The organism is Agromyces sp. CCNWLW203 (assembly GCF_036576125.1).
In the GTDB taxonomy this organism is placed as follows: Bacteria; Actinomycetota; Actinomycetes; order Actinomycetales; family Microbacteriaceae; genus Agromyces.
Genome location: NZ_JAZHYX010000006.1, coordinates 311,969 through 338,640, shown reverse-complemented (window position 1 = coordinate 338,640; position 26,672 = coordinate 311,969). Strand labels below are relative to the sequence as shown.

The 26,672-nt window shown below is 66.3% G+C and carries 23 protein-coding genes and 1 tRNA gene; 20 read left to right on the top strand and 4 right to left on the bottom strand.

Annotated elements, in window-relative coordinates; translation table 11 throughout:
* Positions 1-2 precede the first annotated feature (2 nt).
* From cmk to VPH61_RS15425, 3 genes are all read left to right on the top strand, one after another.
* The gene (gene cmk / locus VPH61_RS15435) at positions 3-731 is read left to right on the top strand and encodes a (d)CMP kinase (RefSeq protein WP_332064393.1); all 729 of its coding nucleotides are present in this window, start codon (positions 3-5) and stop codon (positions 729-731) included.
* The gene (gene der / locus VPH61_RS15430) at positions 728-2,242 is read left to right on the top strand and encodes a ribosome biogenesis GTPase Der (protein WP_332064392.1); all 1,515 of its coding nucleotides are present in this window, start codon (positions 728-730) and stop codon (positions 2,240-2,242) included. The genes cmk and der overlap by 4 nt, the downstream gene beginning before the upstream one ends.
* A gap of 81 nt (positions 2,243-2,323) precedes the next feature.
* On the top strand, positions 2,324-2,557 hold the full coding sequence (locus VPH61_RS15425; protein WP_332064391.1) for a DUF167 domain-containing protein: 234 nt from the start codon (positions 2,324-2,326) through the stop codon (positions 2,555-2,557).
* Positions 2,558-2,593: 36 nt separating this feature from the next.
* Here the strand turns inward: VPH61_RS15425 and VPH61_RS15420 are convergent, their stop codons facing one another.
* The gene (locus tag VPH61_RS15420) at positions 2,594-3,226 is read right to left on the bottom strand and encodes a GNAT family N-acetyltransferase (RefSeq protein WP_332064390.1); all 633 of its coding nucleotides are present in this window, start codon (positions 3,224-3,226) and stop codon (positions 2,594-2,596) included.
* 121 nt (positions 3,227-3,347) lie between these two features.
* On the opposite strand from VPH61_RS15420, the gene VPH61_RS15415 reads away from it, so the two are divergent.
* The 3 genes from VPH61_RS15415 (at position 3,348) to VPH61_RS15405 (ending at position 4,690) form a co-directional block, all read left to right on the top strand.
* Complete coding sequence (locus VPH61_RS15415) at positions 3,348-3,827, top strand: MarR family winged helix-turn-helix transcriptional regulator (protein WP_332064389.1); 480 nt, start codon at positions 3,348-3,350, stop codon at positions 3,825-3,827.
* Positions 3,824-4,480: a hypothetical protein gene (locus tag VPH61_RS15410; RefSeq protein WP_332064388.1), complete on the top strand. Its 657-nt coding sequence runs from the start codon at positions 3,824-3,826 to the stop codon at positions 4,478-4,480. Before VPH61_RS15415 ends, VPH61_RS15410 begins: the two co-directional genes overlap by 4 nt.
* Positions 4,481-4,613: 133 nt before the next feature.
* Positions 4,614-4,690 (top strand) — tRNA-Pro (locus tag VPH61_RS15405).
* 252 nt (positions 4,691-4,942) lie between these two features.
* Here VPH61_RS15405 and VPH61_RS15400 read toward each other — a convergent pair.
* Together VPH61_RS15400 and VPH61_RS15395 are read right to left on the bottom strand one after the other, a co-directional pair.
* Positions 4,943-5,539 (bottom strand): hypothetical protein, encoded by a 597-nt coding sequence (locus tag VPH61_RS15400; protein ID WP_332064387.1) that lies wholly within the window; start codon positions 5,537-5,539, stop codon positions 4,943-4,945.
* Between the two features lie 128 nt (positions 5,540-5,667).
* Positions 5,668-6,012, bottom strand: coding sequence for a hypothetical protein (locus VPH61_RS15395; protein ID WP_332064386.1), 345 nt, complete (start codon positions 6,010-6,012; stop codon positions 5,668-5,670).
* Positions 6,013-6,167: 155 nt separating this feature from the next.
* Between VPH61_RS15395 and VPH61_RS15390 the strand changes: the two genes are divergently transcribed.
* Both VPH61_RS15390 and VPH61_RS15385 read left to right on the top strand, forming a co-directional pair.
* Positions 6,168-6,449 (top strand): hypothetical protein, encoded by a 282-nt coding sequence (locus tag VPH61_RS15390; protein ID WP_332064385.1) that lies wholly within the window; start codon positions 6,168-6,170, stop codon positions 6,447-6,449.
* 122 nt (positions 6,450-6,571) lie between these two features.
* Positions 6,572-6,733 carry a hypothetical protein gene (locus VPH61_RS15385; protein ID WP_332064384.1) on the top strand — a complete coding sequence of 54 codons (162 nt, stop codon included), beginning with the start codon at positions 6,572-6,574 and terminating at the stop codon, positions 6,731-6,733.
* Between the two features lie 495 nt (positions 6,734-7,228).
* Here the strand turns inward: VPH61_RS15385 and VPH61_RS15380 are convergent, their stop codons facing one another.
* Positions 7,229-7,726, bottom strand: a complete 498-nt coding sequence (locus VPH61_RS15380) for a hypothetical protein (RefSeq protein WP_332064383.1) — start codon at positions 7,724-7,726, stop codon at positions 7,229-7,231.
* 144 nt (positions 7,727-7,870) lie between these two features.
* Here VPH61_RS15380 and VPH61_RS15375 point away from each other — a divergent pair, with 144 nt between their 5' ends.
* The 12 genes from VPH61_RS15375 to VPH61_RS15320 all read left to right on the top strand — a co-directional run bounded on the left by VPH61_RS15375 (position 7,871) and on the right by VPH61_RS15320 (position 26,631).
* Positions 7,871-8,260 carry a DUF1801 domain-containing protein gene (locus VPH61_RS15375; RefSeq protein WP_332064382.1) on the top strand — a complete coding sequence of 130 codons (390 nt, stop codon included), beginning with the start codon at positions 7,871-7,873 and terminating at the stop codon, positions 8,258-8,260.
* A 699-nt stretch (positions 8,261-8,959) separates the two neighbouring features.
* Positions 8,960-9,610, top strand: coding sequence for a hypothetical protein (locus VPH61_RS15370; protein WP_332064381.1), 651 nt, complete (start codon positions 8,960-8,962; stop codon positions 9,608-9,610).
* Positions 9,611-9,750: 140 nt separating this feature from the next.
* The gene (locus VPH61_RS15365) at positions 9,751-10,152 is read left to right on the top strand and encodes a DUF7144 family membrane protein (protein WP_332064380.1); all 402 of its coding nucleotides are present in this window, start codon (positions 9,751-9,753) and stop codon (positions 10,150-10,152) included.
* Between the two features lie 33 nt (positions 10,153-10,185).
* Positions 10,186-11,271 carry a mechanosensitive ion channel family protein gene (locus tag VPH61_RS15360; RefSeq protein WP_332064379.1) on the top strand — a complete coding sequence of 362 codons (1,086 nt, stop codon included), beginning with the start codon at positions 10,186-10,188 and terminating at the stop codon, positions 11,269-11,271.
* Positions 11,272-11,459: 188 nt separating this feature from the next.
* Positions 11,460-12,968 carry a Na+/H+ antiporter NhaC gene (gene nhaC, locus VPH61_RS15355; protein ID WP_332064378.1) on the top strand — a complete coding sequence of 503 codons (1,509 nt, stop codon included), beginning with the start codon at positions 11,460-11,462 and terminating at the stop codon, positions 12,966-12,968.
* On the top strand, positions 12,968-14,416 hold the full coding sequence (locus tag VPH61_RS15350; RefSeq protein WP_332064377.1) for a basic amino acid/polyamine antiporter: 1,449 nt from the start codon (positions 12,968-12,970) through the stop codon (positions 14,414-14,416). The genes nhaC and VPH61_RS15350 overlap by 1 nt, the downstream gene beginning before the upstream one ends.
* Before the next feature lie 19 nt (positions 14,417-14,435).
* Positions 14,436-15,686, top strand: coding sequence for an arginine deiminase (locus tag VPH61_RS15345; protein ID WP_332064376.1), 1,251 nt, complete (start codon positions 14,436-14,438; stop codon positions 15,684-15,686).
* 84 nt (positions 15,687-15,770) lie between these two features.
* Positions 15,771-17,489: an alpha/beta hydrolase gene (locus VPH61_RS15340; protein ID WP_332064375.1), complete on the top strand. Its 1,719-nt coding sequence runs from the start codon at positions 15,771-15,773 to the stop codon at positions 17,487-17,489.
* Positions 17,490-17,528: 39 nt separating this feature from the next.
* Positions 17,529-17,951, top strand: a complete 423-nt coding sequence (locus VPH61_RS15335) for a DUF7144 family membrane protein (RefSeq protein WP_332064374.1) — start codon at positions 17,529-17,531, stop codon at positions 17,949-17,951.
* Between the two features lie 230 nt (positions 17,952-18,181).
* Positions 18,182-20,020, top strand: a complete 1,839-nt coding sequence (locus VPH61_RS15330; RefSeq protein ID WP_332064373.1) for a glycoside hydrolase family 3 protein — start codon at positions 18,182-18,184, stop codon at positions 20,018-20,020.
* Positions 20,021-20,176: 156 nt separating this feature from the next.
* Positions 20,177-20,767, top strand: coding sequence for a thymidine kinase (locus VPH61_RS15325; protein ID WP_332064372.1), 591 nt, complete (start codon positions 20,177-20,179; stop codon positions 20,765-20,767).
* A 311-nt stretch (positions 20,768-21,078) separates the two neighbouring features.
* On the top strand, positions 21,079-26,631 hold the full coding sequence (locus VPH61_RS15320; protein ID WP_332064371.1) for a ThuA domain-containing protein: 5,553 nt from the start codon (positions 21,079-21,081) through the stop codon (positions 26,629-26,631).
* Positions 26,632-26,672 lie beyond the last annotated feature (41 nt).

The window sequence follows — 26,672 nt, the reverse complement described above, 5'->3', positions numbered from 1 at the left end:
ACGTGTCACCCGTCATCCCGTTCGTCGTGGCCGTCGACGGTCCGGCCGGCAGCGGCAAGTCGAGCGTCTCGAAGGAGGTCGCGCGCCGGCTCGACTTCGGCTTCCTCGACACGGGGGCCGCGTATCGCGCGCTGGCATGGCACGCGGAGGCATCCGGGGTCGACACCGACGACGCGGCATCCGTGGTCTCATGCCTCGATTCCTTCGATTACCGCATCGGCACCGACCCGACCGGCTACGCCGTGCACGTCGGCGCCGTCGACGTGACCGAGGCGATCCGCGATCCGCAGATCTCCGCCGTCGTGAGCGCCGTCGCCCGGGTGCCAGAGGTGCGCCGTCACCTCATCGAGCTGTTCCGGTCGATCATGGCCGCGGTCGATGCGCCCGGCATCATCGTCGAGGGGCGCGACATCACGACCGTCGTGGCGCCCGATGCCCCCGTTCGCATCCTCCTCACAGCATCCGAAGCGGTTAGAATGGGCAGGCGCTCCGCTGAGCTGACCGGATCGTCGGTCGAAGTTGTGGGGGAGCAGTTGCGCAAGCGCGACGCGGCGGACTCCAAGGTCGTGGACTTCATGACTGCGGCAGACGGCGTCACCACCGTCGATTCGACGGAGCTCGACTTCGACCAGACGGTCGAGGCGGTGATCGGCGTGATCCGCGCGGCGGGCCCGACGCTCACCCGTGAGTACGACGCCACGGGTGCACAGATTTCAGAGGAGACACCATGACCGACCAGAGCGAAGAGTACGACGCTCCCGACGACGACCTCGTCGAGCGCCTCGCCGGCGTCGACGACGAGCTCGCCGAGCAGCGCGCAGCGACCCTGCGTTCCGGGCTCGCCGATTACGCCCTCGATGACGACGACCTCGACGTGCTCGAGCTGTCGGAGGAGGGCGAGGAGGCCATCCGCTACCTCCCCGCGCTGCCGGTCATCGCGATCGTCGGCCGGCCGAACGTCGGCAAGTCGGCGCTCGTGAACCGCATCCTCGGCCGGCGTGAGGCCGTCGTCGAAGACACCCCCGGTGTCACGCGCGACCGCGTCTCGTACAAGGGCGAGTACCTCGACCGTCGCTTCACGCTCGTCGACACCGGCGGCTGGGAGCCCGACGCGAAGGGCATCGACGCCTCGGTCGCCCTGCAGGCCGAGGTCGCCATCGAACTCTGCGACGTCGTGCTGTTCGTCGTCGACGCCACGGTCGGTGCCACCTCGACCGACGAGCACGTCGTGCGGCTGCTGCGCAAGACGAAGAAGCCCGTGTTCCTCCTCGCCAACAAGGTCGACGATGCTCGCCAGGAGCCCGAGGCCGCTGCGCTCTGGAACCTCGGTCTCGGCGAGCCCCACCCCGTCTCGGCGCTGCACGGCCGCGGTGTCGCCGACATGCTCGAAGCCGTCTTCAAGGTGCTGCCGCAGGTCTCGGCCGTTGCGAAGGACGAGTTCGGCGGCCCCCGCCGCGTCGCGATCCTCGGTCGCCCGAACGTCGGCAAGTCGAGCCTGCTCAACAAGACCGCCGGTGAAGAGCGCGTCGTCGTCAACGAGCTCGCGGGCACGACTCGCGACCCCGTCGACGAGCAGATCGAGCTCGGCGGCAAGATCTGGCGATTCGTCGACACCGCCGGCATCCGTCGTCGCGTGCACCTGCAGCAGGGCGCCGATTTCTACGCCTCGCTCCGCACGCAGGCCGCGCTCGAGAAGGCCGAGGTCGCCGTCGTGCTGCTCGACGTCTCGCAGGAGCTCTCCGAGCAGGACGTGCGCATCATCGACCTCGTGCTCGAGTCGGGCCGCGCGCTCGTGCTCGCCTTCAACAAGTGGGACCTGCTGGACGACGAGCGCCGTCGCTACCTCGAGCGCGAGATCGAGCAGGACCTCCACCACGTGGCCTGGGCGCCGCGCGTCAACATCTCGGCCAAGACCGGGCGTCACCTCGAGAAGCTCGTGCCCGCACTCGAGACGGCACTCGAGTCGTGGGACACCCGCATTCCGACGGGCAAGTTCAACGCGTTCCTCACGGAGCTGACGCAGGAGCACCCCCACCCGGTGCGCGGCGGCAAGCAGCCGCGCGTGCTGTTCGGCACCCAGGCGGCCAGCCGACCGCCGACATTCGTGCTCTTCACGACCGGGTTCCTCGACCCTGGGTACCGGCGGTTCATCCAGCGGCGCCTGCGCGAGATCTACGGTTTCGAGGGTTCGCCCATCGTCATCAACATGCGGGTGCGCGAGAAGCGCGACCGTTCGAAGTAGGCAACGGATGTCGCGGCGCCTGAGTCGTTCCCGCGAGGGACGCGACTCGGGCGTTCGCGGTCTCTCTGGCGACAGGTTGTGATGGACGTCACGATCAGGGTCAAGCCCGGGAGCCGCAAAGGGCCACTCGTCGAGACCCTCGTCGATGACCCTGCGGCCTCATTCACGGTGTTCGTGCGGGAGCGAGCGGTCGACGGCGCCGCGAACGCCGGGGTCATCGCTGCGCTCGCCGCCCACTACGGTGTACCGCGCAGCCGTGTTCACATTCTGCGAGGGGAGTCCTCGCGCGTGAAGCGCGTGCGGGTCGACGACTGACCCCTGGAGGTCGCGGGTTCAAGCCCCGTTACTCACTCAGTTCGACGGCTCGGCCAGCTCGACCTGCATGATCGCGCGGTCTGGTCGGGGGCGCGCGACCTCGGTGAAGCCCGCGTGGGTGAACATCGAGACCGTGCCGTGGAAGAGCGCGTCGGCCGAGACCTTCGCCCGGATCTTCGGGTCGACCGCGTAGGCCTCGACGATTCGGGCGCCTCCGGCGCGGGCGAATCCGACCGCGGCTTCGGCGAGGGCGCGGGCGACGCCCCGGCCGCGATGGTCGCGTGGCACGACGAAGCAGGAGACTGCCCAGACAGCGGCGTCGTCGAGGTCGGGGTGGGCGGTGCCGCCCTTGACGATCGTGCTCCGGCTGAGCCGGGGGAGTTCGTTGCGCGGCTCGACGGCGCACCAGCCGACCGGCGTCTCGCCGTCGTATGCGATGAGCCCGCGCCCGATGCCGGGAGCGCGCAATTGATCTCTCAATCGGTCGTGCAGGCCGTCGTCGCCGAACCTGCGCCAGTCGCTGCCGGGGATCTTGTACCACTGGCACCAGCAGTGGGCCGGGTCGCCTCGCGTGCCGAAGACGGCTTCGACGTCGGTGAAAGGCACGTCGCTCGCGGGAGCGACCCGGAGCCGCAACGGCTCGAGGTCTTCGGTCACGTCGGTGATCACCATTCGAATGTAGCGCCGGCCACCGACATCCGCTGCCGTGGCGGAGGCGACGACGACGACGCTCGCGACGCGATCGCCCGTCGAATAGTGAATGTAGGTAACAATGCAGTATCATCATGATATGACTCCCGAGATCACCGTGCTCGACCGACTACTCGAGGTCAGCGAGCTCTTCCAGAAGGACATGGCCAACGCCTTCGCCGGCACCCCGCTGACGCCGTCGCGCACAAGGCTGCTCTGGGAGCTCGCGGCGACCGGTCCGTCGACGCAGCACGCGCTCGCGGCCCGCCTCGAGGTGAGCCCGCGCAACATCACGGGTCTCGTCGACGCGCTCGAGGCAGGTGGCTACGTCGTGCGCTCGCCCCACCCGAGCGATCGGCGGGCGATCATCGTGTCGCTCGCGGCATCCGCTGAGGAATTCATGCGCGACATGCAGCGCGACCATGCCGAGCTCTCGGCCGAACTGCTCGGCGCCGTCGCTCCCGCGGACCGCGATGCACTGCTGCGCGGCGTCGAAGCGATCGCCGGGCGCCTGCGCGAGCTCATCGAGGCCGACGAGCAGCGGCGGGCCGCTCAACAGCAGAAGGCGGCGGGGGAGTGAGCACCGCGACCTCGACGCGCGCCGAGGCATCCGTCTGGCGCCGAACCGGATGGTTCTTGAAGCGCGCGCTGCTCATGGAACTCAGTATCTACGCGAGCATCGGGCGGTTCGTCGCGCGCCGCCCGGCCGTGCCGCGCGGGGCGAAGGGGTTCAGCTTCCACAAGCCCGTGATGACGATCCTCATGATCTTCATCGTGCTCTCGGCCGTTGAGATCCCGATCTTCGACCTCATCGTGCATCGCTGGCCCGCCGTGCGCATCACGCTGCTCGTGCTCGGCATCTGGGGACTCACCTGGATGTTCGGGCTGCTGTGCGCCTACCTCATGAAGCCGCACACCGTCGGTCCCGACGGCATTCGCGTGCGCGGCGGGCTCGAGCTCGACATCGCGCTGCGCTGGGACGACATCGCGTCGGTCGCGCGCAACCTTCGCGTCGACGAGCCGAAGTCGCCGAAGATCGTCGAGACCGATGCCTCGCGCACCCTCATGCTGCGCATGACCGACGAGACCAATCTTGAGATCGAGCTCGAGGGGCCGACCCTCGTCACGTTGCCCGGACACGGCAAGGCCGGCGGCGAGCAGTCGTTGACGGCGCTGCGCATCTGGGTCGACGACCCGGTCGCCTTCATGGATGAGGTGCGGAAGTACATCTGAGCGGCGTCGAGTGCGCCGGTTCGGCGGCCGCATTTCGAACCGAGCGGATGCCTCGTGGTCGCCCCTGTGTCACGAGCACCCCCTCGGATGCCGCTATGATGGTCAAGTTGTCTTCGGAGAAATCCGGTGGCATCGGGCTGTGGCGCAGCTTGGTAGCGCACTTGACTGGGGGTCAAGGGGTCGCAGGTTCAAATCCTGTCAGCCCGACCAGAAAGTCCCGGAAACTCTAGGGTTTCCGGGACTTTTGCGGTTAAGAGATTTGATCCTCCCATCGAAAACCCATCACTTTCACCTCTGCAGCACCTCTGATCCGGACTTCTCGTCCGAGACGGCCGTGTCGTCACCGGTCGGTTCCTATCGCTCTGGGGCGCAATCCGCACCTGACCGGCATGAACACGCACGAGGATCTGCGGATCAGTCTTACCGCCCGGTGAACGATCGTCGGCCCGCCGATCGATGACCTCAGCAGCTCGGTTCTGTGACTTCTTCTCGGTGAGCTCCTGAACTGGAGTCGACCCGACTGAACTCTCGGAAGTAGGTCGGCGCATCCGGGTCGCCCGCCATGAACTGGAGGTATGTCGAACCTGTCGCACCTTCCACCGCGTCCGCGAGGAGGGTAATCGGCTGCCCGCTGTCGCAGGTGAGTTTCACCCGGATATGCGAGCTGACATCCCATGTTCCTTCACCTGAAAGCAACGGCGGGAGCCCGAGGTCATCGGCACCGAATCCGACCTCCCACGCCGCAGCCGACGGAATACCATTCACGAATGCGGAGCCATCGGATCGTAGGCCGATCGTAGCCGTCCCCTCAGATGATTCGTTCGTCCAAGTGCCGGTCAGCCCGCTCGCGGAGGCCGAAACCGGCGAACGTCCGAAAGCGAAGTTGTAGGCGCCGCCTGCAAGAACGATGAGCAGTCCGGCGAGAGTCCACATTCCGACAGTCTTGAGAACCTGCGCCGCGCCTCGCTTGCGAGCACGATTGATTGTCCAGATCACCAGGAAGATCACCGTTCCGGTCATCAAGATCAGGAAGAGGACGATGAACGGCGCCACGAACATTCACGCAGGATATCGTCTGGCGACGTGCCGACATGGACCGCGCCTTCCGTAGACGCACAGCACAGCACGCGATACGCGCTGCGATCCAATTGCGGGCGCCCGCTCATGGCCGCCGTGGGGTCGTCTACCTATGGCTTCTGTCCGTACGGCGAGTGTCGGCCGGTCGCCGCGCGGCTACGAACCCGCGCCCAGAAGGCAGCATCCCATTTCTGTGGGTCAGCATCGTACGCGTGGGCAGCCGCCTGATAGTCGTTGAATCGAGCCTGCGCAGTTTCGGCGTCCCAGGGCCGAATGGTGGAGTCGTTCAAGAGCTGCGCTCCGTAGTGAACGATCTCGTCACGGTAAGAGGAGAGAGCCATGGTGATCCACCGTTCGTGGTCATCCGCGGCTTCGCACGTTGACAGGTACTTCTCCCACCGGAAGTCCAACTGGGCCCGGAAGGGGTCGGCTTGCCTGTCCGGGCCCTCGATCATGCGTGGAGCGTATCGGATCCGCAAACGCGCGGTGCGCGGGCGCTAGCTTTGCGGCTCCACCTGCGCTTCTGGGAGGCATACTGACCTGCATGGTGAGCGTTCGGTTCTTCTTCGATGCGGGGTCATGTACGACCCTTTGGGTCGACGATGCGTCAGTGGCCGACCGCGAGTGCTACGGGTATCCGTTTGTCGACCACCAGCGTCTGCCAGTTAGCCAAAATCTACGTGACGAGCTCGATTCACTCGCCCATTCCTATGATTCTGCGGTCGACTGGGAGGACCCGGCCGGCGAATGGCTTTGGAGCCAGGCTGAGCTCTACAGATTCAACACCGCAGTCCGCGCCACCGTGGCCCGGTTGAGAGAAGAACTGCCCAGTGGGTGGCGGGTCACGGATCACTTCGAGCCCCTGCAGTTGCGATCTGCAAGCTCGGACTGAATCTCAGCCCGTACTGGGCCTGAATTTGACCCGAGGGCTGGTCGCTACCGGGCAGGTCAGATGCGTGATCGTGAATCAGAAGGTGTGATCATGTGAGGCGGCTTATGCACAGGAGGATTTCGATGGACGAGTTGAACGTTGCACGCGCGTTAGCGACCGTGATCGCGGAGGAGATCGATGCTCAACTCGGCGTACATCGGAGGCTGGAAGACATGTCACCGCTGATTGCGGACGCCGTCCTTGACGCATTCACCGTGCAGCTTCGCGATGGCGTCTCGGTCTAGACCACTGGGCTCGAACGCCCGTCACTGATCGTTGTGAGCAACATCGCAACGGCGGCGTTTCCGCCGTCAAGTCAATGCGGTGCGCGGTGGACCTTCTAGGATCCAGGCGACGCTATCGGACCAGTCATCCCACGCCGCCGGGTCCGTGGGCCCGCCATCCGATTCGATGCCGGCGTCGCCAATCAACGTAAGCAGATCATCGCCAGCCGACTGGGCACAACGCCAGATGAACTCTGTCATGGTTAGGAACGCCTGCCGAGAGGTGAGCGTAAGACATGAGGGGTCTTCGAGCGAATCCATCAATGCCTCCGTTGGTACCTGCTCGTGTGCATCTGCCCATTCTCATCCCGACCGGGGTGATTGTGGTCACCCGTGCGAGCTGTCTTAGGTCGCCTGCCCGCAAGCCGGTCGCTTAGACGCTGATGTAGAACGCGAGCGCCGGTGGGGGACCGGCCTGCGGTGCTCACCCGGCGAACACCTTGTCGCCGGCCGCCGTCAATATCGGCGCCGAGTCCATCGCAGGGGCCAGACGAAGTGGGCGATCGAGAACGCGAACAGCGACCACGCGATGAGGAGGGCCCAGCCATTCACGTCGCGCGCTTCGTACGATCCGAACTCATCCACCACCGTCGCGACGGGCGCTGCGGCAATAACGATCCCGATGACCACGAACCCGAGAGCAATGCCCGCGACCGTCAGCTCGCCGTTCGCAAGCCACCGCGACCGGAGCCTGGGCACGAGCCGGAGAGGCAGGCCGACCAGGAGCGCGACGACCATCGAGATCACGGCGATCGAGACAGCGCCCACGATCCATCCGATCAACGAGGTAGCGCCGTCGTACCAGGTCGCCCACCCGACCATGAGCCCAATGGCAGTACCGAAGAGCACGAACCCACCCAGGAAGAACTGCATCACCGTGAGCCGTCCGATGGCCTCTCCCCAAGGCGGCAGGCGTCTCATCCCTAGCGTCGATCTCGCAGTGTTCGGGTCCACCCAGCGATCCCTACGGGCACGTTGACGCAGTACGCCGATCTCCACACAAGGCCGATGCGGTCCGTCGGTGAGGGAGCCTGCCACGCGCGTTTGCGACCGACTTCGGCTGTTGACTTCGCCGGCTCTCTTCGCAAGTATTCGCGAATGAGTGACAAGTCCGATTCCGAGCAGATCGACGACATCATCGCGCAGCAGAGCGGCTGGAAACAGGACGTGCTCGTTGCGCTTCGAGCCGCGATCACAGCCGCCGACCCAGCTGCCGTCGAGGTGGTCAAGTACAAGAAACCCTCCAAACCTGAGGGAGTTCCGTTTTGGACGCATGACGGAGACGTCTGCTTCGTTGACGTGCTGAAGAGCGCCGTAAGGCTGACGTTCGCGAAGGGAGCCAGCATGGAAAGCAGCGATCTCTTCAACACGCGGCTGGACAGCAAAGTCGTCCGAGCCATCGACTACTTCGACGGAGACCGCGTGGACGACGCGGCGGTCAAGGCACTCGTGACTGAGGCCGTGGAACTCAACGTCGCAGCCAGGTGACAGTGGTGACGGAAGAGCCGAACCGGTCACCCACGTCAGGCAATCGATCGCGACCTTCGCATTGCCTGACCCATGCGAGGACTGCGCGTGAATCCGAGTCAGGCAGCGGCTACTCATGGGCGATCATGCCGGGCCTCTGGAATTCCCATCATTTACCCATCAGATTGAACCGTGAGGGACTCCAATCGGCCGGAGAGAATCGGAGACAGCGAACCGCCCGGTTCCCTGTAAACGCAAGGGAATCCGCGGGTTTCCGGACATTTCCGGAGGTGACCGGCATACGCCCGAATCCTCCAAGGGGTCGCAGGTTCAAATCCTGTCAGCCCGACCAGAAAGTCCCGGAAACCTCAGGGTTTCCGGGACTTTTGAGGTTAAGAGGTTCCTGGACCAGTCGTTCGTCGCGAGGGAGGCATGGCCTCGGGAGCTCGGACAGCTGCCGCGCAGACACAACTGCGCTGCTGGCAGCGGCCCGCGCGCATGGTCGCGGCGTACCGCGACTGGAACGGCGCCAGCGGCACGACGGCGCTCAGACCCGAACGGACGAAGCTCGGCAAATGCCTGTGGCCCACAGGACCGCGTTCCCGGTTGCGGATAGCATCGCACCGAGGCGCGATCTCGCCGCGCCGAGGGAGGGATTGTGGCGGAGTCGATCTCACGAACCGATCGCGTGACCCCGGTCGCGCCGGTCACGACTACAACATGAACGCCCCACGTCAACGGAACAGCGTTCGCCAGGGATGGCCGGTCGCCGCATACAACCGGATGGTCGCCCGGACACCGACACTCGCGATGGTGCCTCCGCGGACGCATCCGGCAATCTCGCCCTACATCAGCCGGATCGGCATTCTCACCGCCGGAATCGTTGCCCAAGGCGCCGCCCAGCTCGCCGCGTTCTTCGTCGCCTATTTCGGTGCGATCCCTTCGCTCGTGAATGCCGTGATCCATCCATACGAAGAAGCGGCGACGCCTGACGCGATCTTTTGGGCTGTCGTCTGGTGCGTGCTGCTGCTCTTCTTCATCGCGCTGGTCGCCGTGATGAATCGGTACGCGCGTTATATGCACCAATGGTGGCTCGGGGAAGTCGCCACGAGAGTCATTGAGTCCTATGAGGTCCCGTTGCACCTCGTCGCCAAGGCAACACGATACAAGCCGATTGCGACGCCATTCTGGCCGGCGCCGAATAGGGTGCTGCGACTCCACGACAAGAGCGGATGGTTCTCGGGCGAAGCCACGATCGAGATTCTGGTGCCAGCGAAAGCCGGCCGGCCGATCATCGTGGCCATGAGAGATCGCTCGACGCCCGCTTCAGCCGCATCCGTGGCACCGGTAGGGCAACCAAACAACGAGTAGTCGGACTGGGACAAGCGAAAGCGGGTCATGGATCACCCGGAACTGGACTCGAGCGGTGCGTCCGGCCGTCACGCGAGCGGATAACTGGCTAGCATTCCCACCAGACGCGCCGTCTCCTGGCGGTGCCGACGGGAGTGATCATGTCAACCTCGATCTCGCGTCCTGGGAGCGTGACGCTTGTTGCGGTGCTCGCCTGGATCTCCGGCGTTCTGGACATCATCGGCGGCAGCGTACTGCTGTTCCAGTCAGGTGTTGACGCGATAGTGGACAAGCTCGGCGGCGCCGCTCCGTTGATCGGTTCCGGCCTGATCACGATCATTGTCGGCGTGGCCGTCATCGTTCTCGCGATCGGACTGTTGCGTGGCAGCAATGCCGCCAGGGTGGCGATCACGGTGCTCGAGGCCATATCGATCGCCGGCTCGGCGTTCTTGGCGATCGCCTATCCGGGAGGCGCCATCGGCGAGTACCTCAGTATCGCGGCAGCGCTCATCGTCATCGCACTCCTGTGGACAGGCCGAGCGAACGCCTTCTTCAGGAGCTGAGCCGCGAGCTGGACCGACGACCAAGGGGGCAACATGGACGGCATCGAAGACGATTGGCTGCTGTTCTGGGTCGAACTCGGGATCGGGCTGCTTGTCGCGATCGTCATCGTCGTGACAGTCGGGGTCGGACTTCGCGTCGTCGGGCGACGAAGCCAGTTCGCGGAAGCGCTCCGCCGCCGCATCCGGTGGCCCCTGGCACTGACAGCGCCGCTCGCGGCGGTGGCGTTCGCCGTCATGTATCTCCCGGACCCTGCGTGGGCTGACGCGCTCGGGCACATGTTCGGCATCGTGGTGATCGCCACAGGCGCCTGGCTGGCCGCTGCGGCGTTCTCCGTCGTCATCGACTTCGGTGTCTCGCGATCACGCCTGGCGGAGTCGGACACCCGCGAAGGACGCCGACTTCGGACGCAAGTCCAAGTCATTCGGCGTCTCGTCATCGCGGTGATCGTGATCGTCGCGTTGGGCGCAATCCTGATGACCTTCGAGACAGTGCGCGCACTCGGCGCCAGCCTGCTCGCCTCCGCCGGCATCTTCTCGGTGGTTGTCGGCTTGGCAGCGCAATCGGTGCTCGGCAACGTCTTCGCCGGCATGCAGCTCGCGTTCAGTGAAGCTATCCGCGTCGGCGATGCAGTCGTCGTCGACCAGCAATGGGGCCGTGTGCATGAGATCACGCTCAGCTACGTGGTCGTGGTCACCTGGGACCGCCGCGTACTGGTGCTGCCGTGCACCCGATTCACGACACTGCCGTTCGAGAACTGGACCAAGCTCGGCAACGACCTGTCGGGGACGGTCGAGATGATCCTGGATTGGCGAACATCCGTGCCGATACTGCGCGAGTACCTCGACGGCATCCTCGCCCAGACTGATCTCTGGGATGGTGAGGTCGTGCGAGTCCACGTGACCGACACGAGTGCCGGGCACGTCCTGGTTCGGGTGCTCGTCAGTGCGAAGGATGCGCCGACGCTGTGGGAGCTGCGCTGCCATGTTCGCGAAACGCTTGCCGCGTGGGTGCGCGATGAGCACCCGGATTGGGTCCCGCTGCAACGAGTCGGCTTCGATCCCCGACCGAGTGGGCTGGATCTGAAGGAAACGCCACACGACGCCCGCGGCTCTCTATGAGGCGGCCCCGATCGGTCGAGCCCTGCGAGGCAGCGTGCCGATCTCGAGGGGGCGCGCCCGAGGTGTCTACTGGGTAGCGCGCGTTCGGGCGGCAAGGCGGCGCGATGTAAACGTTTCACGAAGCTCTCGACAATGACCGATGCACCTGCGTAGATTCGCCACAAGGAGTCCAACCGGGGGGACGTGTCTTGGCAAAGGTACGAGCGACGCCGCGCGCGATCCGTGCGCCGTCGCTCTTCGACGCCCTGATCCCGCTGTTCGCGTTGGCGGCGCTGCTGGGCGGGTCGCTGGCCGTGTTCGGGCTGGACGCGCTCGACGGTCCGATCCAGGTTGCGTTGATCCTGTGCGCGATGATCGCCGCCCTCGTCGCGGTGAAGAACGGCCACCCGTGGTCGTCGGTGCAAGAGGCCGGCCAAGAAGCGCTGTCGTCGATCACGAGCGCGATCTTCATCCTGCTCGCCGTGGGTGCGTTGATCGGCACGTGGAACCTGTCCGGAACGATCCCGACGCTCGTCTACTACGGCATCCAGGTGCTCCAGCCGTCCTGGTACTACGCGGCCGCTGCGCTGATCTGCGGGCTCATCGCATTGAGCATCGGCAGCTCGTGGACGACGACGGCGACGATCGGTGTCGGCCTCGTCGGGATCGCGCTGATGCTGGGTGTGTCGCCGGCGATCACCGCCGGTGCCGTGATCTCCGGCGCGTACCTCGGCGACAAGCTCTCGCCGCTCTCCGAGACGTCGGTTCTCGCCTCGCAACTTGTGAAAGCCGACATCTACGAGCACATCAAACGTCAGGCGTGGACCTCGATCCCGGCGTTCGTGCTCGCGTTGGCCGGGTTCCTCGTTCTCGGTTTCATCGGCGCGCCCGACGTCGAGAATCCGGTCGGCGTCGACACCGAATTGAGCAGTCTCAGTTCGATCTACCAGATCACGCCGTGGAACCTGTTGCCATTGGCTCTGCTGATCGTGCTCTCGATCCGCAAGGTGCCGGCGTCGCTCGCGCTCACCTTCTCGGCGCTTTTCGCTGGACTACTCGCCCCGTTCCTGCAACCCGACGTCGTTCGAGAATTCGCCGGGGACACTGGGACGACGGTACTCGATGGGATTCGCGCCGCGTGGATCGCCATGGCGAACGGATTCTCCATCGAAACGGGTATTCCGGAGATCGACCAGCTCGTCTCGCGGGGCGGCATGGACAGCATGCTTCCGACCTTGTGGCTGATTCTCGGTGCGGTGACGTTCGGTGCCGTGCTGGAGAAGTTCGGCCTGATCTCACGTCTCATCGACCCCCTCATCCATCGGGCGAAGACCACCGGCCGACTGTACCTGACGGTGTTCGGTTGCGCGCTCGGCCTCAACCTGGTCGCCGGTGACCAGTACATCGCCCTGGTGCTCCCGACGCGCGTGTTCCGCGCCGAGTTCGAGACCCGCGGGCTGGCGCCGACGATGCTCTCTCGTCTCGCAGCCGACAGCGGCACCGTCACGTCTCCACTGGTGCCGTGGAACTCGTGCGGTGCATTCATGGCGGCTGTCCTCGGCGTCCCGACGCTCACCTACCTGCCGTACTGCTTCTTCAACATCCTCAGTCCCATCCTGAGCGTCCTGTACGGCTTCACCGGCTTCAGGATCGAGCGGGCCGACCAGCATCCGGCATCGAGTACCGACGGTGGAACAACCAGCGAGGAGAACCACTGATGAGCACAGCGACGACGACCACGACCGCACCGGACAAGCTCAGCGTCCCGGCACTGACCGCCATGGTCGTCGGCTCGATGGTCGGAGCGGGCGTCTTCACCCTGCCGCAGCGGTTCGCAAGCGAGACCGGCGTCTACGGCGCGGTCATCGCCTGGGCGATCGCGGGCGCCGGCATGCTCATGCTGGCGTTCGTATTCCAGAGTCTCGCGGTGCGCAAACCCAATCTCGACAACGGCGTGTACGTCTACGCCCGAACCGGGTTCGGAGTGTATCCGGGCTTCCTCTCAGCATTCGGATTCTGGGCGAGCTCCTGCGCGGGGAACACGTTCTACTGGGTGCTCATCACCTCGACGCTCAAGCCCTTGATCCCGGCGTTCGGCGACGGCGACACCATCTGGGCGGTCGCCGTCTCATCCGTGTTCGTCTGGGGTTTCTACCTCCTCATCATGCGCGGCGTGAAAGAGGCCGCGGGAATCAACGCGATCGTCACTGCCGCAAAGATCGTCCCGCTCCTGCTGTTCGTCGTCGTGGTCGTCTTCGCATTCGACCCCGCGGTGTTCATCGGAAACCTCACCGGCGGCTACGACCTCGGCGGTGAGAGCCTCTTCGGCCAGGTGCAGGGCACCATGCTCGTCACGGTGTTCGTGTTCCTCGGAATCGAGGGCGCGAGCGTCTACTCGAGGTACGCGAAGAAGCGTGAGGATGTCGGCAGGGCCACCGTGCTCGGCTTCCTCTCCGTGCTCGCCCTGTTCGCGACGATCTCGATCATCTCCTACGGCATCCTCCCGCAGTCCGAGCTTGCGGAACTACGCCAGCCGTCGGTCGGCAGCGTGCTGGAGGCCGTGGTCGGTCCGTGGGGCGCATGGTTCATCAGTGCCGGCCTCATCATCTCCGTGCTCGGCGCCTACCTCGCGTGGAGCCTCATGGCTGCGGAAGTGCTCTTCGCGGCGGCGAAGGACAAGGACATGCCGGCCTTCCTCGCCAAGGCGACTCCGAAGGGAGTCCCTGGCAACGCGTTGCTCATCTCGACGCTGTTCATCCAGCTGCTTCTCGTCGTGGTGCTCTTCGCCGAGGGCGCCTTGGACTTCATGCTCGACCTCACGGCCGCCCTGGCACTCATGCCGTTCGCTCTTGCTGCCGGGTACGCCTTGAAGATCGCGATCACCCGCGACGGATACTCGGAACTCCCGCGATCCATTCGTACCCGCGACCTCATCGTCGGAGCGATCGCCGTCGTCTACACGCTGTTCCTGGTCTTCGCTGCAGGGCTGCAGTTCTTGCTGCTCGCGTGCCTGCTCCTGGCTCCAGCGACGCTGCTGTACGGGTTCGCGCGTCGCGAGCAGAGGCAGCGCCTGTTCACCACCCCCGGGTGGGTGGTGTTCATCGTCGTGCTGATCGGCGCAGTGATCTGCGTCGTGGGCCTCATCACCGGTTTCGTCAGCATCTAGTAGTCAGGAAGGCAATTCAATGAACACGACGTCCGCCGCCTATGGCGTCCACTCCGAAGTCGGTACCCTGCGCAAGGTACTGGTCTGTGCACCCGGTCTCGCGCACCGTCGCCTCACACCCACGAATGCGGACTCGCTCCTGTTCGACGACGTGCTGTGGGTCGAGAACGCGCAGCGCGACCACGCCGACTTCGTCGCGAGCCTGCGTTCACACGGAGTCGATGTCGTCGAGTTACACGAGCTTCTGGCCGAGACGATAGCGATCCCGGAGGCACGCAACTGGCTCCTCGACCGGAAGATCACCGCCAACGAGGTTGGCCTCGGACTCATCGACGCAACACGGGGATTCCTCGAGACCCTCCAACCCGCTGAGCTCGCGGAATATCTGATCGGCGGCCTGGCGACCTCGGACGTGCCCGACGAGTTCCGCTCCGACTATGCAGCCCTCGCACGTGAGTCGACCGGGGTGCGCGAGTACCTGATGCCGCCCCTTCCGAACACGCTCTACACCCGAGACACGACCTGCTGGCTGTATGGCGGTGTGACCCTTAACCCTCTCTACTGGCCCGCGCGACATGACGAGACCCTGCTCATGAAGGCGGTCTACACGTTCCACCCCGATTTCGTCGGCTCCACCATCTGGTGGGGAGATCCCGAGCAGGACTGGGGACAGGCCACGTTCGAGGGCGGTGACATCATGCCCGTCGGCAACGGCGTCGTCCTGATGGGCATGAGCGAACGTACTTCCCGTCAAGCGATCACGCAGGTCGCCTCCGCCCTGTTCGCGCAGGGTGCTGCCGAGCAGGTGATCGTGGCCGGTATGCCGAAGCTTCGCGCGGCGATGCACCTCGATACCGTCTTCACGTTCGCGGATCGCGACATCGTCACCCTGTTCCCGAACATCGTGGACAGCATCCACTCGTTCTCGCTTCGGCCAGGCGGTAACGGAAAACCGGTTCACCTCACTGACGAAGGCACCACCCCGTTCGTCGATGTCGTAGCCAATGGGCTCGGGCTTCCCAAGCTCCAGGTCATCCAGACGGGCGGCGACGTCTACGCCTCAGAGCGCCAGCAATGGGACAGTGGCAACAACGCCGTCGCACTGAAGCCCGGCGTCGTCTACACCTACGATCGCAACACCCAGACGAACGACCTGCTCAGCAAGGCCGGTATCGAGGTCATCACCATCGTGGGCGGCGAGCTCGGCCGCGGCCGAGGGGGCGGGCACTGCATGACCTCGCCCATCATCCGCGAACCTGTCGACTATTGACAGCTCGCCGTCACCGACCACCCCAGCCACCGAGAATCCAGCTTCAGTCCGACATGCGGAGATCCAAAGCGAAGGGGAGGTGACGTGACGTCCACTCCTGAGACGATGACGGCCGGAGTACGCGAAACGGCGGCGCCTGGCGACGACGGTGACCGGGAGCCGAATCGCGGCCGTCGCTGGTGGCATCTCGACTTCGGCGGCATCGTGGGCGGACTGCTTCTCGCGGCCGTTGCGATGACCCCGTCACTCATGCCCCGCACCGACCTGGCGCAGGGCATCGTCTCCGGCATCGCATTCCTGGCCGGGTACTCGATCGGGGCCGGACTCTCGGCGGTCATTGCCCGCATCCGGCCGTGGGCGCTCAGTCGTCGACGCCGAGCCACCTTCCGGATCGTGGCGGCCTTGATCGTCGGTGGTCTGGTGGTCGCGTTCGCAGTCGCGTCACTGAATTGGCAGAACGACGTGCGGCGCGCGGTCGAGGTGCCCACCGTTGACGCGTTCGACGTCGTGCTGTTCCTTGCAGCCTTCGTGCCTACCATCGCAGTCGGGATCGCGATCGGTCGCGGCATCCGTCGCCTCTACCGTGTGCTGGCTCGCCGCCTCGGCACAGGGTGGGGCGCAATCATCACCGTGGTCGGCCTTGTCGTCGTGATCGTCGGGGTGCTCGCCCTGGCGTTCATGGCGTTGGATCGGTTGTATCTCTCCACGAACGGCCCGGTCGCCGAGGGTGTCGTCGAACCCGGAAGTGAGTTCCGGTCGGCCGGCCCCGACTCCGAGATGCACTGGGACCAGGTCGGTCGCCACGGCAGCACCTTCCTCTCAGGTGGCCCGACCGTCGACGACATCGAAGCGATCACGGGCGCAGACGCCCTCGAGCCCGTCAGGGTCTACGTCGGCGTCGCGAGCGCACCGACGGTCGAAGAGCGTGCCGCGATCGCTGTTCGCGAGCTCGAACGAACCGGCGGCTTCGAACGCGACGTGCTTGTTCTCGCGACCACGACCGGGTCGGGATGGCTGGAGCCGCAGGCTGTCGACGCGATCGAATACCTCCACGGCGGCGACACCGCCATCGTCGCCATCCAGTATTCGCACCAACCGAGCTTCGTGTCGTTCCTGCTCAACCCCGATGCGCCCGTTCCGTCATCGATCGAGTTGTACCGGGCCGTCCACGAGCGGTGGGCTGCACTGGCGGCCTCTGACCGGCCGGACCTGTACCTGTACGGTCTCAGCCTCGGATCCCATGGAGCGCAAGCCACCTTTCCCGATCTGGAAGAGCTTCGTGCCGGCACCTCGGGCGCCCTCTTCGCGGGCAGCCCGAACCATTCGACGATGTGGCGCGACCTGACCGACCGCCGCGACGCCGGAAGCCCTGCCTGGAAACCCATCGTGGACGGAGGCCGCGAAGTCCGGTGGCTGTCGGAGTTCGGTGACTTCGACGCCATCGAGGGCCGATGGGACGAACCGCGTATCGCCTACTTGCAGCACGGCACGGACCCCGTCACCTGGCTGGGGCCGGAACTGATCTGGTCGAGCCCCGAATGGCTGGAACCCGGGCAACGGGCGCCCGACGTGAGCGATTCGATGGTCTGGATCCCGCTCGTGACGGCGGTGCAGCTCGTGGTCGACAAGTTCGCCAGTGACCACGTCCCGGCAAGTCACGGTCACAATTACGGCGACGTCTACGTCGACGGCTGGCGCTCGGTCTCGGGCGACGCCGGTCTGTCGCAGGACGTCATCGATCGCATCCAAGCCAGGATCGAGGCGTACGCCCCGACACAACCCATCGGCCGCTACCTCGAGTAGGCGCGTGACCGACCGTTGCACGACCAAGGAGTGAGTCCTATGAACGATCCGAAGGTTACCGGCTGGGTTGGATGGGGAGTGTTCGCCGCGATCATGCTGATGCTCGCCGGCGGCTTCGACGTGCTGTATGGCTTCATCGCGCTCGCCATGCCCGACAGCGCCTACTTGACGGCGCCGAAGGGGGCACTGCTCGTCTTCGACGTGGAGGGCTGGGGCTGGTGGCACGTGGTCAGCGGCGTCCTGCTCGTCCTGATCGGCGCCGCGCTGTTCTCCGGGGCCACGTGGGCAAGAGTGGTCGCCGTGATTCTCGTGACGCTCAACGCCATCGGCCAGCTCGCCCTACTCCCTGTGCAGCCGTGGTGGTCGCTGATCGTGCTCACGCTCGACATCCTCGTGATCTACGCGATAACGGTGCACGGACGAGAGCTGACCGCCGCCCGGTCTGATCGTCGACCCAGCTGAAACCTGTCAGCCCGACCAGAAGTCCCGAAAACGCTTGGGTTTCCGGGACCTTTGCGGTGTCACGATTCGATCCTCGTCTTGCCGGGCCTTGTCCGCATCGTGAGGCGGCGTTCGTGCTCGATGGCCCGGGTACCGTCCACTTGACCCCAGAAGGGGTGACACGGACACGAGTCACTCGATAGCATCCGCGGGAACGGTCACAACGGCCGGTGTGCGACAAGGAGGTCGACATGACACACGGAATCGGCAGGAGGTCGTTGATCACGGCCGCCGCCGTCATCGGGATGCTGGGATTCGCGGTGACCCCGGCCGCGGCCGCAGGCCCGGGGCACTCGGACGACGCTCCGTTCCGCGGGCGCATCGTGAGCATGCTCCAGCACATGAGCGTCGAGGAGAAGGTGGGTCAGCTCTTCGTCGTCGAGGTGTACGGGCGAGACGCCACGGCCGTGAGCGACACCGCTGCCGCGAACAACCGACGGCTGTACGGCGTCGATACTCCGGCCCAGGTCATCGACAAGTACAAGCCCGGCGGGGTCATCTACTTCACGACGCGCGGGCCCGACAACTTCGGCACGCCGACCCAGGTCGCGACGCTCTCGAACGGGCTGCAGACGGCGGCGACCGACCAGCCGGCCGGCATCCCGCTGCTCATCTCGACCGACCAGGAGGGCGGCGCCCTCGTCGCCCGCTTCGGCGCTCCGGCGACGCAGATGCCCGGGCAGATGCCCCTCGGCGCGAGCCGCTCGGCGGAGCACGCGCACCGCTCGGCCGAGGTGATCGGCACCGAGCTCGCCGCGGTCGGCATCAACCAGGACTATGCGCCGGTCGCCGACGTCAACGTCAACCCGGCCAACCCGGTCATCGGCATCCGCTCGATCGGCGAAGACCCGCAGCTCGTTGCCGAGCTCGTCGCCGCCGAGGTCGACGGCTTCCACGACGGCGGCATCGCGGCCGCCGCGAAGCACTTCCCGGGCCACGGCGACACGGCGACCGACAGCCACTTCGGACTCCCCGAGGTGACGCACACGCGCGAGCAGCTCGAGGCCATCGACCTGCCGCCGTTCCAGGCCGCGATCGCCGAAGGCGTCGACACGATCATGACCGCCCACGTCGTGCTGCGCTCGATCGACCCGAGCGGCGCTCCCGCCACGATGTCGGAGCCGATCCTCACGGGCCTCCTGCGCGACGAGCTCGGCTATGACGGCCTCATCGTCACCGACGCGCTCGACATGCAGGGTGCGACGAGTACGTATCCGCCGAACGTCGCGCCCGTCGAGGCGTTCAAGGCGGGCGCCGACATGCTCGTGCTCGCGCCCCAGATGGATGTCGCCTACAACGCCGTGCTCGACGCGGTGCTGAGCGGTGAGATCTCCGAGCAGCGGCTCGACGAGTCGGTGTACCGCATCCTGCGGCTCAAGATGCAGCGCGGCATCTTCGAGGACCCGTTCGTCGATGCCGCATCCGCGGCATCGATCGTCGGCGCACCCGCTCATGTCGCCGACGCGCAGACGATCACCGACGACACGACCACGCTCCTCAAGAACGACGCCGGCGTGCTGCCGCTCTCGAGCGAGCCGCGCGACGTGCTCGTCACCGGTTGGGGCGTCACGACGACGTCGACCCTCGGAGCCGCGATCGCCGCGCGCGGGCAGGGCGTCACGGTGCGCGAAACGGGGCTCACGCCGAGTGCGGCCGTGATCGCCGAGGTCGCCGCGGCGGCTGCGAACCACGACCTCGTCGTAGTCTCGACGAACAATGCGTCGAACGTCTCGGCGACGACCGGGCTGCCGACCGCGTCGGCCGCAGCCCAGCAGGCCTTCGTGCAGGCGCTGCTGGCGAGCGGCACGCCCGTCGTCGTGTCGGCGATGCGCAACCCGTACGACATCTCGGTCATGACGAACGTGCCGACGGCCCTCGCGACGTACGGTTACACGGCGGCGTCGCTCGAGTCGCTCACGCGTGTGCTCTACGGCGAGAACGACCCGGTCGGCACATTGCCGGTCACGATTCCGACGGCCGACCGCACCGGCGTGCTCTACCCGTTCGGCCACGGTCTCGGGTTCGACTGACGCGCTGACGTGCCGACGCGCTGACGCGCGAGGGGTGAGCGGATGCCGCGGCATCCGCTCACTCTGGTGGGCCACGACTCGGCAACGCTCGTGCGACCGCGTTGCGAGGTATGCCGATTGCTCCACCTGACGGCGGCCTCCTTTAGGCTCTGATCCATGCGCAGTACGCCGAACGGCCGGCTCCAGGTGGTCTGCGGCCCGATGTTCGCCGGCAAGTCCGAGGAGCTGCTGCGGCGAGTGCGTCGTGCGCAACTCGCCGGACTCGCCGTCGAGGTCGTCAACCACGCGCTCGACGATCGGCACGCCGCGGGCCGAGTGGCCTCGCATTCGGGGCTCAGCATCGCGTCTCGATCAGTGCCCGACGTCGGCTCGCTGGTGGAGCTGGTGGGCGATCGCGAGCTGGACCTGCTGGCGATCGATGAGGCCCAGTTCTTCGGGACGGAGCTCGTGCCGGCGGTGAGCAGGCTCGTGCTCACTGGAATGTCGGTCGTCGTCGCCGGTCTCTGCGTGACGTTCGACGGCCGCCCCTTCGAGCCGCTTCCATCGCTCATGGCGCTCGCCGAGGACGTGACGAAGCTCACGGCCGTCTGCGCCGTCTGCGGGCAGGATGCCGCGTTCCATCAGCGGGTCCGCGCCGACGACGTCGCGGACGCTCGCGCCGCGACTGCCGAGCACGTGGGCGGGATCGAGTCGTACCAGGCGCGCTGTCGGCAGCACTTCGGCGAACGAGGCCGTCGCTCAGCGTGATGCGCGCCAGTCACGGCGGGTAGGGCCGGGCGACCGGCGACCCCGTCCCTTGTCGGCGAGAGGCAGTGCGGTCATCACGACGCGGCCGAGGTCGCGCACCGCGCGACGAATTGTTGGGAATGAAGACGATTCAACGGTTGCGAGGATCAGTGCGCTGATACCGCCCTGCAGTACCGGCGTGTCGGGCGTAAAGCATATTTTGCTTGACAAACAACAAAAGCCCTCCATAACATCGGCCACAGCGCTGTCAATGTCGACGATGTCTGGTCGATGCCCGGGCGCGCGAGTGACCGACGACCTCAGGAGCAATGGTGCACAGAGCAGTCCCCATTCCAGGAACCAGACGCCGGCTCGCGGCGTTCGCGACCGCGTTCGCGGTCATGGCCGGCCTCGCAGTGCCGGCCATCTCGAGCCCACCCGCAGCAGAAGCTGCTGAGGTCGAAGCGGCAGCGGACTTCCGCGTGCTCGTCTTCTCCGAGACGGCCGGCTTCCGCCACGGGTCGATCGCTCCGGCGAACACCCTCATCGCCGATCTCGCCGAGGAGAACGGATTCGAAGCCGTCTTCACCGAGGACTCGAGCGTCTTCGCCCCTGCGAATGCGAGCGACCTCGCGCTCTTCGACGCCGTCGTCTTCAACTCGACGACGGGCGACGTGCTCACCGCCGACGAGCAGACCACCTTCGAGGAGTACATCCGCGGCGGCGGCGGCTACGCCGGCATCCATTCCGCGAGCGACACCGAGTACGACTGGCCCTTCTACGGCGCACTCGTCGGCGGCTATTTCAACGGCCACCCGGCGCCCCAGGAGGCGACGGTCAAGATCGAGGACAAGGTCAACCCGTCGACCGCGCACCTCGAGGGCGACACGTGGACGCTGAGCGACGAGTGGTACAACTACCGCAACTTCACGCGCGACGACGTGCACGTGCTGCTGTCGCTCGACGAATCGAGCTACACGGGCGGCACCCAGGGCGCCGATCACCCCATCGCCTGGTGCCAGAGCGACTACGAGGGAGGCCGCTCGTGGTACACGGGCCTCGGCCACATCGAGTCGAACTACGAGATCCCGGCATTCCGGCAGCACATCCTCGGCGGCCTCGAAATCGCGGCCGGCGTCGTGCCGGCAGGCTGCTCGGCCACGCAGAGCGCGAACTACGAGAAGGTCACGCTCGACGACAACACGCAGAACCCCATGGCGATGGATGTCGCGCCTGACGGCAAGGTGTTCTACGCCGAGCGCAACGGACGACTGCAGCAGATCGATCCCGAGACCAAGTCGACGTCGACCGCGCTGACGCTCTCCGTCACCCAGGCCAACGAAGACGGACTGCTCGGTGTCGTGCTCGACCCCGCCTTCGCCGAGAACGGCTGGGTGTACCTCTACTACGCACCCAACAGCCTCGGCGGCGACGGCCCGCACAACCGTGTCTCGCGATTCACCTACGACTTCGACACGAAGACCGCAGCGCTCGATTCCGAGAAGATCCTCCTGAAGGTGACGACGCAGCGCAACACCTGCTGCCACGCCGGTGGGGACATGCTCTTCGACAACGACGGCAACCTCGTCCTCGCCACCGGCGACAACACCAACCCGTTCGAGTCCGACGGCTACGCGCCGATCGACGAGCGCACGGGCCGGTCCGACTACGACGCGCAGAAGTCGTCGGCGAACACGAACGACCTTCGCGGCAAGGTGCTCAGGATCACGCCGCAGGCCGACGGCACGTACACGATCCCCGACGGCAACCTGTTCGACGAAGCGGATGACGCGACGAACAAGACCCGCCCCGAGGTCTACGCCATGGGCTTCCGCAACCCGTTCCGGATCGGCCTCGACCCGCAGACGAACAAGCTGTTCGTCGCCGACTACGGCCCCGACGCCGGGTCCGCGAACGCGAACCGCGGCCCCGGCGGCACCGTCGAGTGGAACATCGTCGACGAACCCGGCAACTACGGATGGCCGCTCTGCGTGGGCATCAAGTGCTACCGCGACTGGAACTTCGCCACCTCGACCGCGGGAGCTGCCTTCGACCCGGCCGCACCGATCAACAACAGCCCGAACAACACCGGACTGACCACCCTCCCGCCCGTGATCCAGCCGGAGTGGTGGACGGAGAACGGCACCTCGGCGATCTACCCCGAGATCGGCAACAGCGGTGCGCCCATGGGCGGACCCGTGTACCGATTCGACCCCGCTCTCGAGTCCGAGACCAAGTGGCCCGAGTACTGGGACGGCAAGGCGATCTTCGGCGAGTGGAACCAGGGTCGGCAGTACTCGATCCAGCTCGACGAGGCGACGGGTTCGGAGATCGTCGACATCAACCGCATGCTGCCCGGCATCTTCGACGGCGGCGGCGACTGGCACCGCTCGATGGACTTCGAGTTCGGCCCCGACGGTGCGCTCTACGTCATCGACTGGGGTTCGGACTTCAGCGGCTCGACGACCGACTCGGGTGTCTACCGCATCGACTACGTCGAGGGCAGCCCCTCGCCGATCGCCCGCGCCTCGGCCGACGTCACGAACGGGCCGAACGAGACGCTGACGGTCAACTTCAGTTCCGAGGGCACGCGGCACCCGCTCGCGCTCGACTACACGATCGAGTGGAACTTCGGTGACGGTACGCCGACCTCGACCGAGGCCAACCCGACCCACACCTATGCAGGGGCCGGCGCGTACACGGCGCAACTCGCCGTGACCGACGAACTCGGCAGCTCGGCCGTCGCCAACGTGCAGATCGTCGTCGGCAACGCGGTTCCCACGGTGGAGATCAGCTTCCCCGAGCAGGGCGGCTTCTTCGAGTGGGGCGACCAGGTGCGCTACGAGGTCACGGTGAACGATCCGGATGCCTCGGGGCCGGTCGACTGCTCGAACGTCACGGTCGTCGCGGCGCTCGGCCACGACTCCCACAACCACGACTTCGGAGAACAGCACGGTTGCGAAGGCAGCATCCAGACGATCCGCGACGCGGGCCACGGCCTCGAGGCGAACCTGTTCTGGGTGATCAACGTGAACTACGCCGACGACGGTGGCGCGGCCGGCGTGCCGCTCACCGGATTCGGGACCAACATCCTGAACCCGAAGTACTTCCAGGCGGAGTACTTCGACGAGACGGGCCGCGTCGGCGGCACCGGCGGAGCCGATGACGGCGTGCGCACCGAGACCACCGGTGACACGGCGGGCGGCGGGAAGAACGTCAGCCACATCGAGACGAACGACTGGTGGGCGTACGAGCCGATCAACCTGAAGGGCATCGACTCGGTGTCGATGCGCATCGCCAAGGGATTCGCTGGCGACGGCACGATCGAGGCGCGGTGGAACTCGCCGACCGGCCCGACGCTCGGCACGGTGACCTTCCAGCCCACCAACGGGTCCGACGGCCAGCCCGCCTGGCAGACGTACAGCGACTTCCCGATGACGTTGAACGCGGAGGCGACGAACGGTGAGACCGGCACGTTGTACTTCGTGCTCACCTCGGGTGGCGCCAACGTCAACAACCTCGTGTTCGAGGGCGACGGCGTCGACACGAACGCATCGCCGACGGGTGAGCTCACGGTCGACACGACCAACGGTGAGCCTCCGCTGACGGTGAACGCCTCGGTCGAGGCGACCGACCCCGACGGCGACTCCGGCCTCCTCACGTACCAGTGGGATGCCGGGACCGGTGGCGGCTTCGTCGCCGGAACCTCGGAGTTCACGTACGAGTACACCGAGCCGGGCGCCTACACCCTCACGGTGCGGGCGACCGACGAGGGCGGCGCGTACCGCGACTTCAAGGAGACGATCACGGTCGAGTCGCCGCCGATCGGCATGTGCTTCAGCGGGCGGTCCGACGGGTTCGACGGCACGTCGCTCGACACGAGCGGCCGATGGAACCGCTCGGTGAGAATCGATCAGTTCGCCCAGGTGGCGAACGGCGAGCTCACGATCCCGGCCTCGCTGACGGACATCCACGCCGCCGGCACCGGCACGTCCAACATCGTCCTGCAGGACATCCCAGATGGTGCGTTCTCGATGACCGCGAAGCTGAGCTTCCCGGCGCGGGTGCAGTACCAGCAGGCCGGCCTCACGATCTACGGCGACGACGACAACTACCTCAAGTTCGTGCTCCAGGCACGTGGCGGGTCGTCCGACGCCGCGAATCGTATCTTCCAGTTCCTGAAGGAAGATGACGCGACGCCGGTCGAACGCAACACGGCGACGCTCGGAGCGGACTTCCCCGACACGTACTACGTGCGGCTGACGAGCGACGGTACGACGGTCAGCGCCTCGTACTCGGCGAACGGCACCGACTTCACGACGATGACGGACACGTTCACCCTCGCGGGCATCTCGAACCCGAAGATCGGTCTGCTCGCGCTCGGCTCCAACAGTGCGGCTTCGCAGGCGTACGGCGTCGTCGACGCGACGTACGACTGGTTCCAGGTGACGCCCGACGACACGGCGACGGCCGCATCGCCGAACGACGAGTTCGACGGCACCTCGCTCGAGGCCTGCCGATGGGAGGTCGTGAACGAGGACGCCGACAGCTACCGCGTCGCAGACGGGAAGCTGCAGATCGACACCTCGCCGTTCGACATCTACAGCGAGGAGACAGGCGCGACGAACTTCGTGCTGCAGCCTCAGCCGGGTGCCGACTGGGTCGTGGAGACGCAGGTCGACGCCTCGCAGCTCGACCGGAGCTACCAGCAGGGCGGCCTGATCCTCTTCAAGGATGAAGCCAACTACGTGAAGCTCGACATCCTCGCCACGAATGGGGCCGATCAGCCGGTCGCCCGCAACATCGAGATGCGCAGCGAAGTCGGCAACGTCGTGCAGAGCCCGCAGCCGAACGCTCCGGCGCCGGCGGACGGACTGGTGCGACTGCGGCTGGAGAAGGTCGGCACGACCTTCACCGGGTACTCCAGCACCGACGGCATCACGTGGACCCCGATGGCGGAGCCGGTGCAGAACGCCGCGCTCGCCGACGCCGAGGTGGGTCTGTACGCGCTCGGCAACCCGTCGCAGGGCGAGGTGTCCAACACCGTGTTCTTCGATTCCTTCACCGTCGTCGAGGATCCGCTGCAGGTCGCGGCATCCGTGACACCGGAATCGCCGACCGGCGCGAACGGGTGGTACTCCGGTGACGTGACGGTCACGGTCGACGCACAGGGCGGCAGCGGCACGGTGTACCGGGAGGTCAACCTCGACGGCGCGGGATGGGTCGAGTACACGACGCCCGTCGTCGTGGCCGAAGACGGCGAGCACGAGCTGCAGTACCGTGCCTCGACGTCGTCGGGGGGCTCGACCGAGACGGCATCGGTCTCCTTCAAGATCGACGCCACGGCGCCGGTGCCGACCGCAGCGGTCACCACCGACGAGAACGATCCCAACGTGCGCGTACTCGGCCTCGAGGCCGTGGACGCAACGAGCGGGGTCGAGTCGATCGAGTACCGCATCGCCGAAGCCGAGTGGACCGCCTTCGTCGGCCCGGTCGCGCTGCCGAGCGGCGCGGTGACGGTCGAGTACCGAGCAGCGGATGCCGCGGGCAACACGAGCGAGGTCGGACGCCTCGACGTGCCGGACGGAGGCACCCCGCTCGACGTGACCGTCGTGGCGGGTGCCCGATGCATCGCGGGCAAGGCACTGCTCACGGTGCAGACGACGAACAACGAGGGCGTGCCGCTGACGATCGGCTACACGTCGGTGTACGGCACGAAGTCGTTCGCCGCCGTCGCGCCGGGCAAGAACGCGTTCCACGCGTTCACGACCCGCCTCGCGCAGCTGCCCGCCGGAACCGTCTCGGTCTCCGTGACGGGCGTCGTCGACGGAGAGACCGTGACGAGCACCGTCGAAACCGGATACGCCGCGCACCCCTGCGGCTGATTCCAACGGGCGGCCCGCCCTCGGCGGGCCGCCCCTTACCC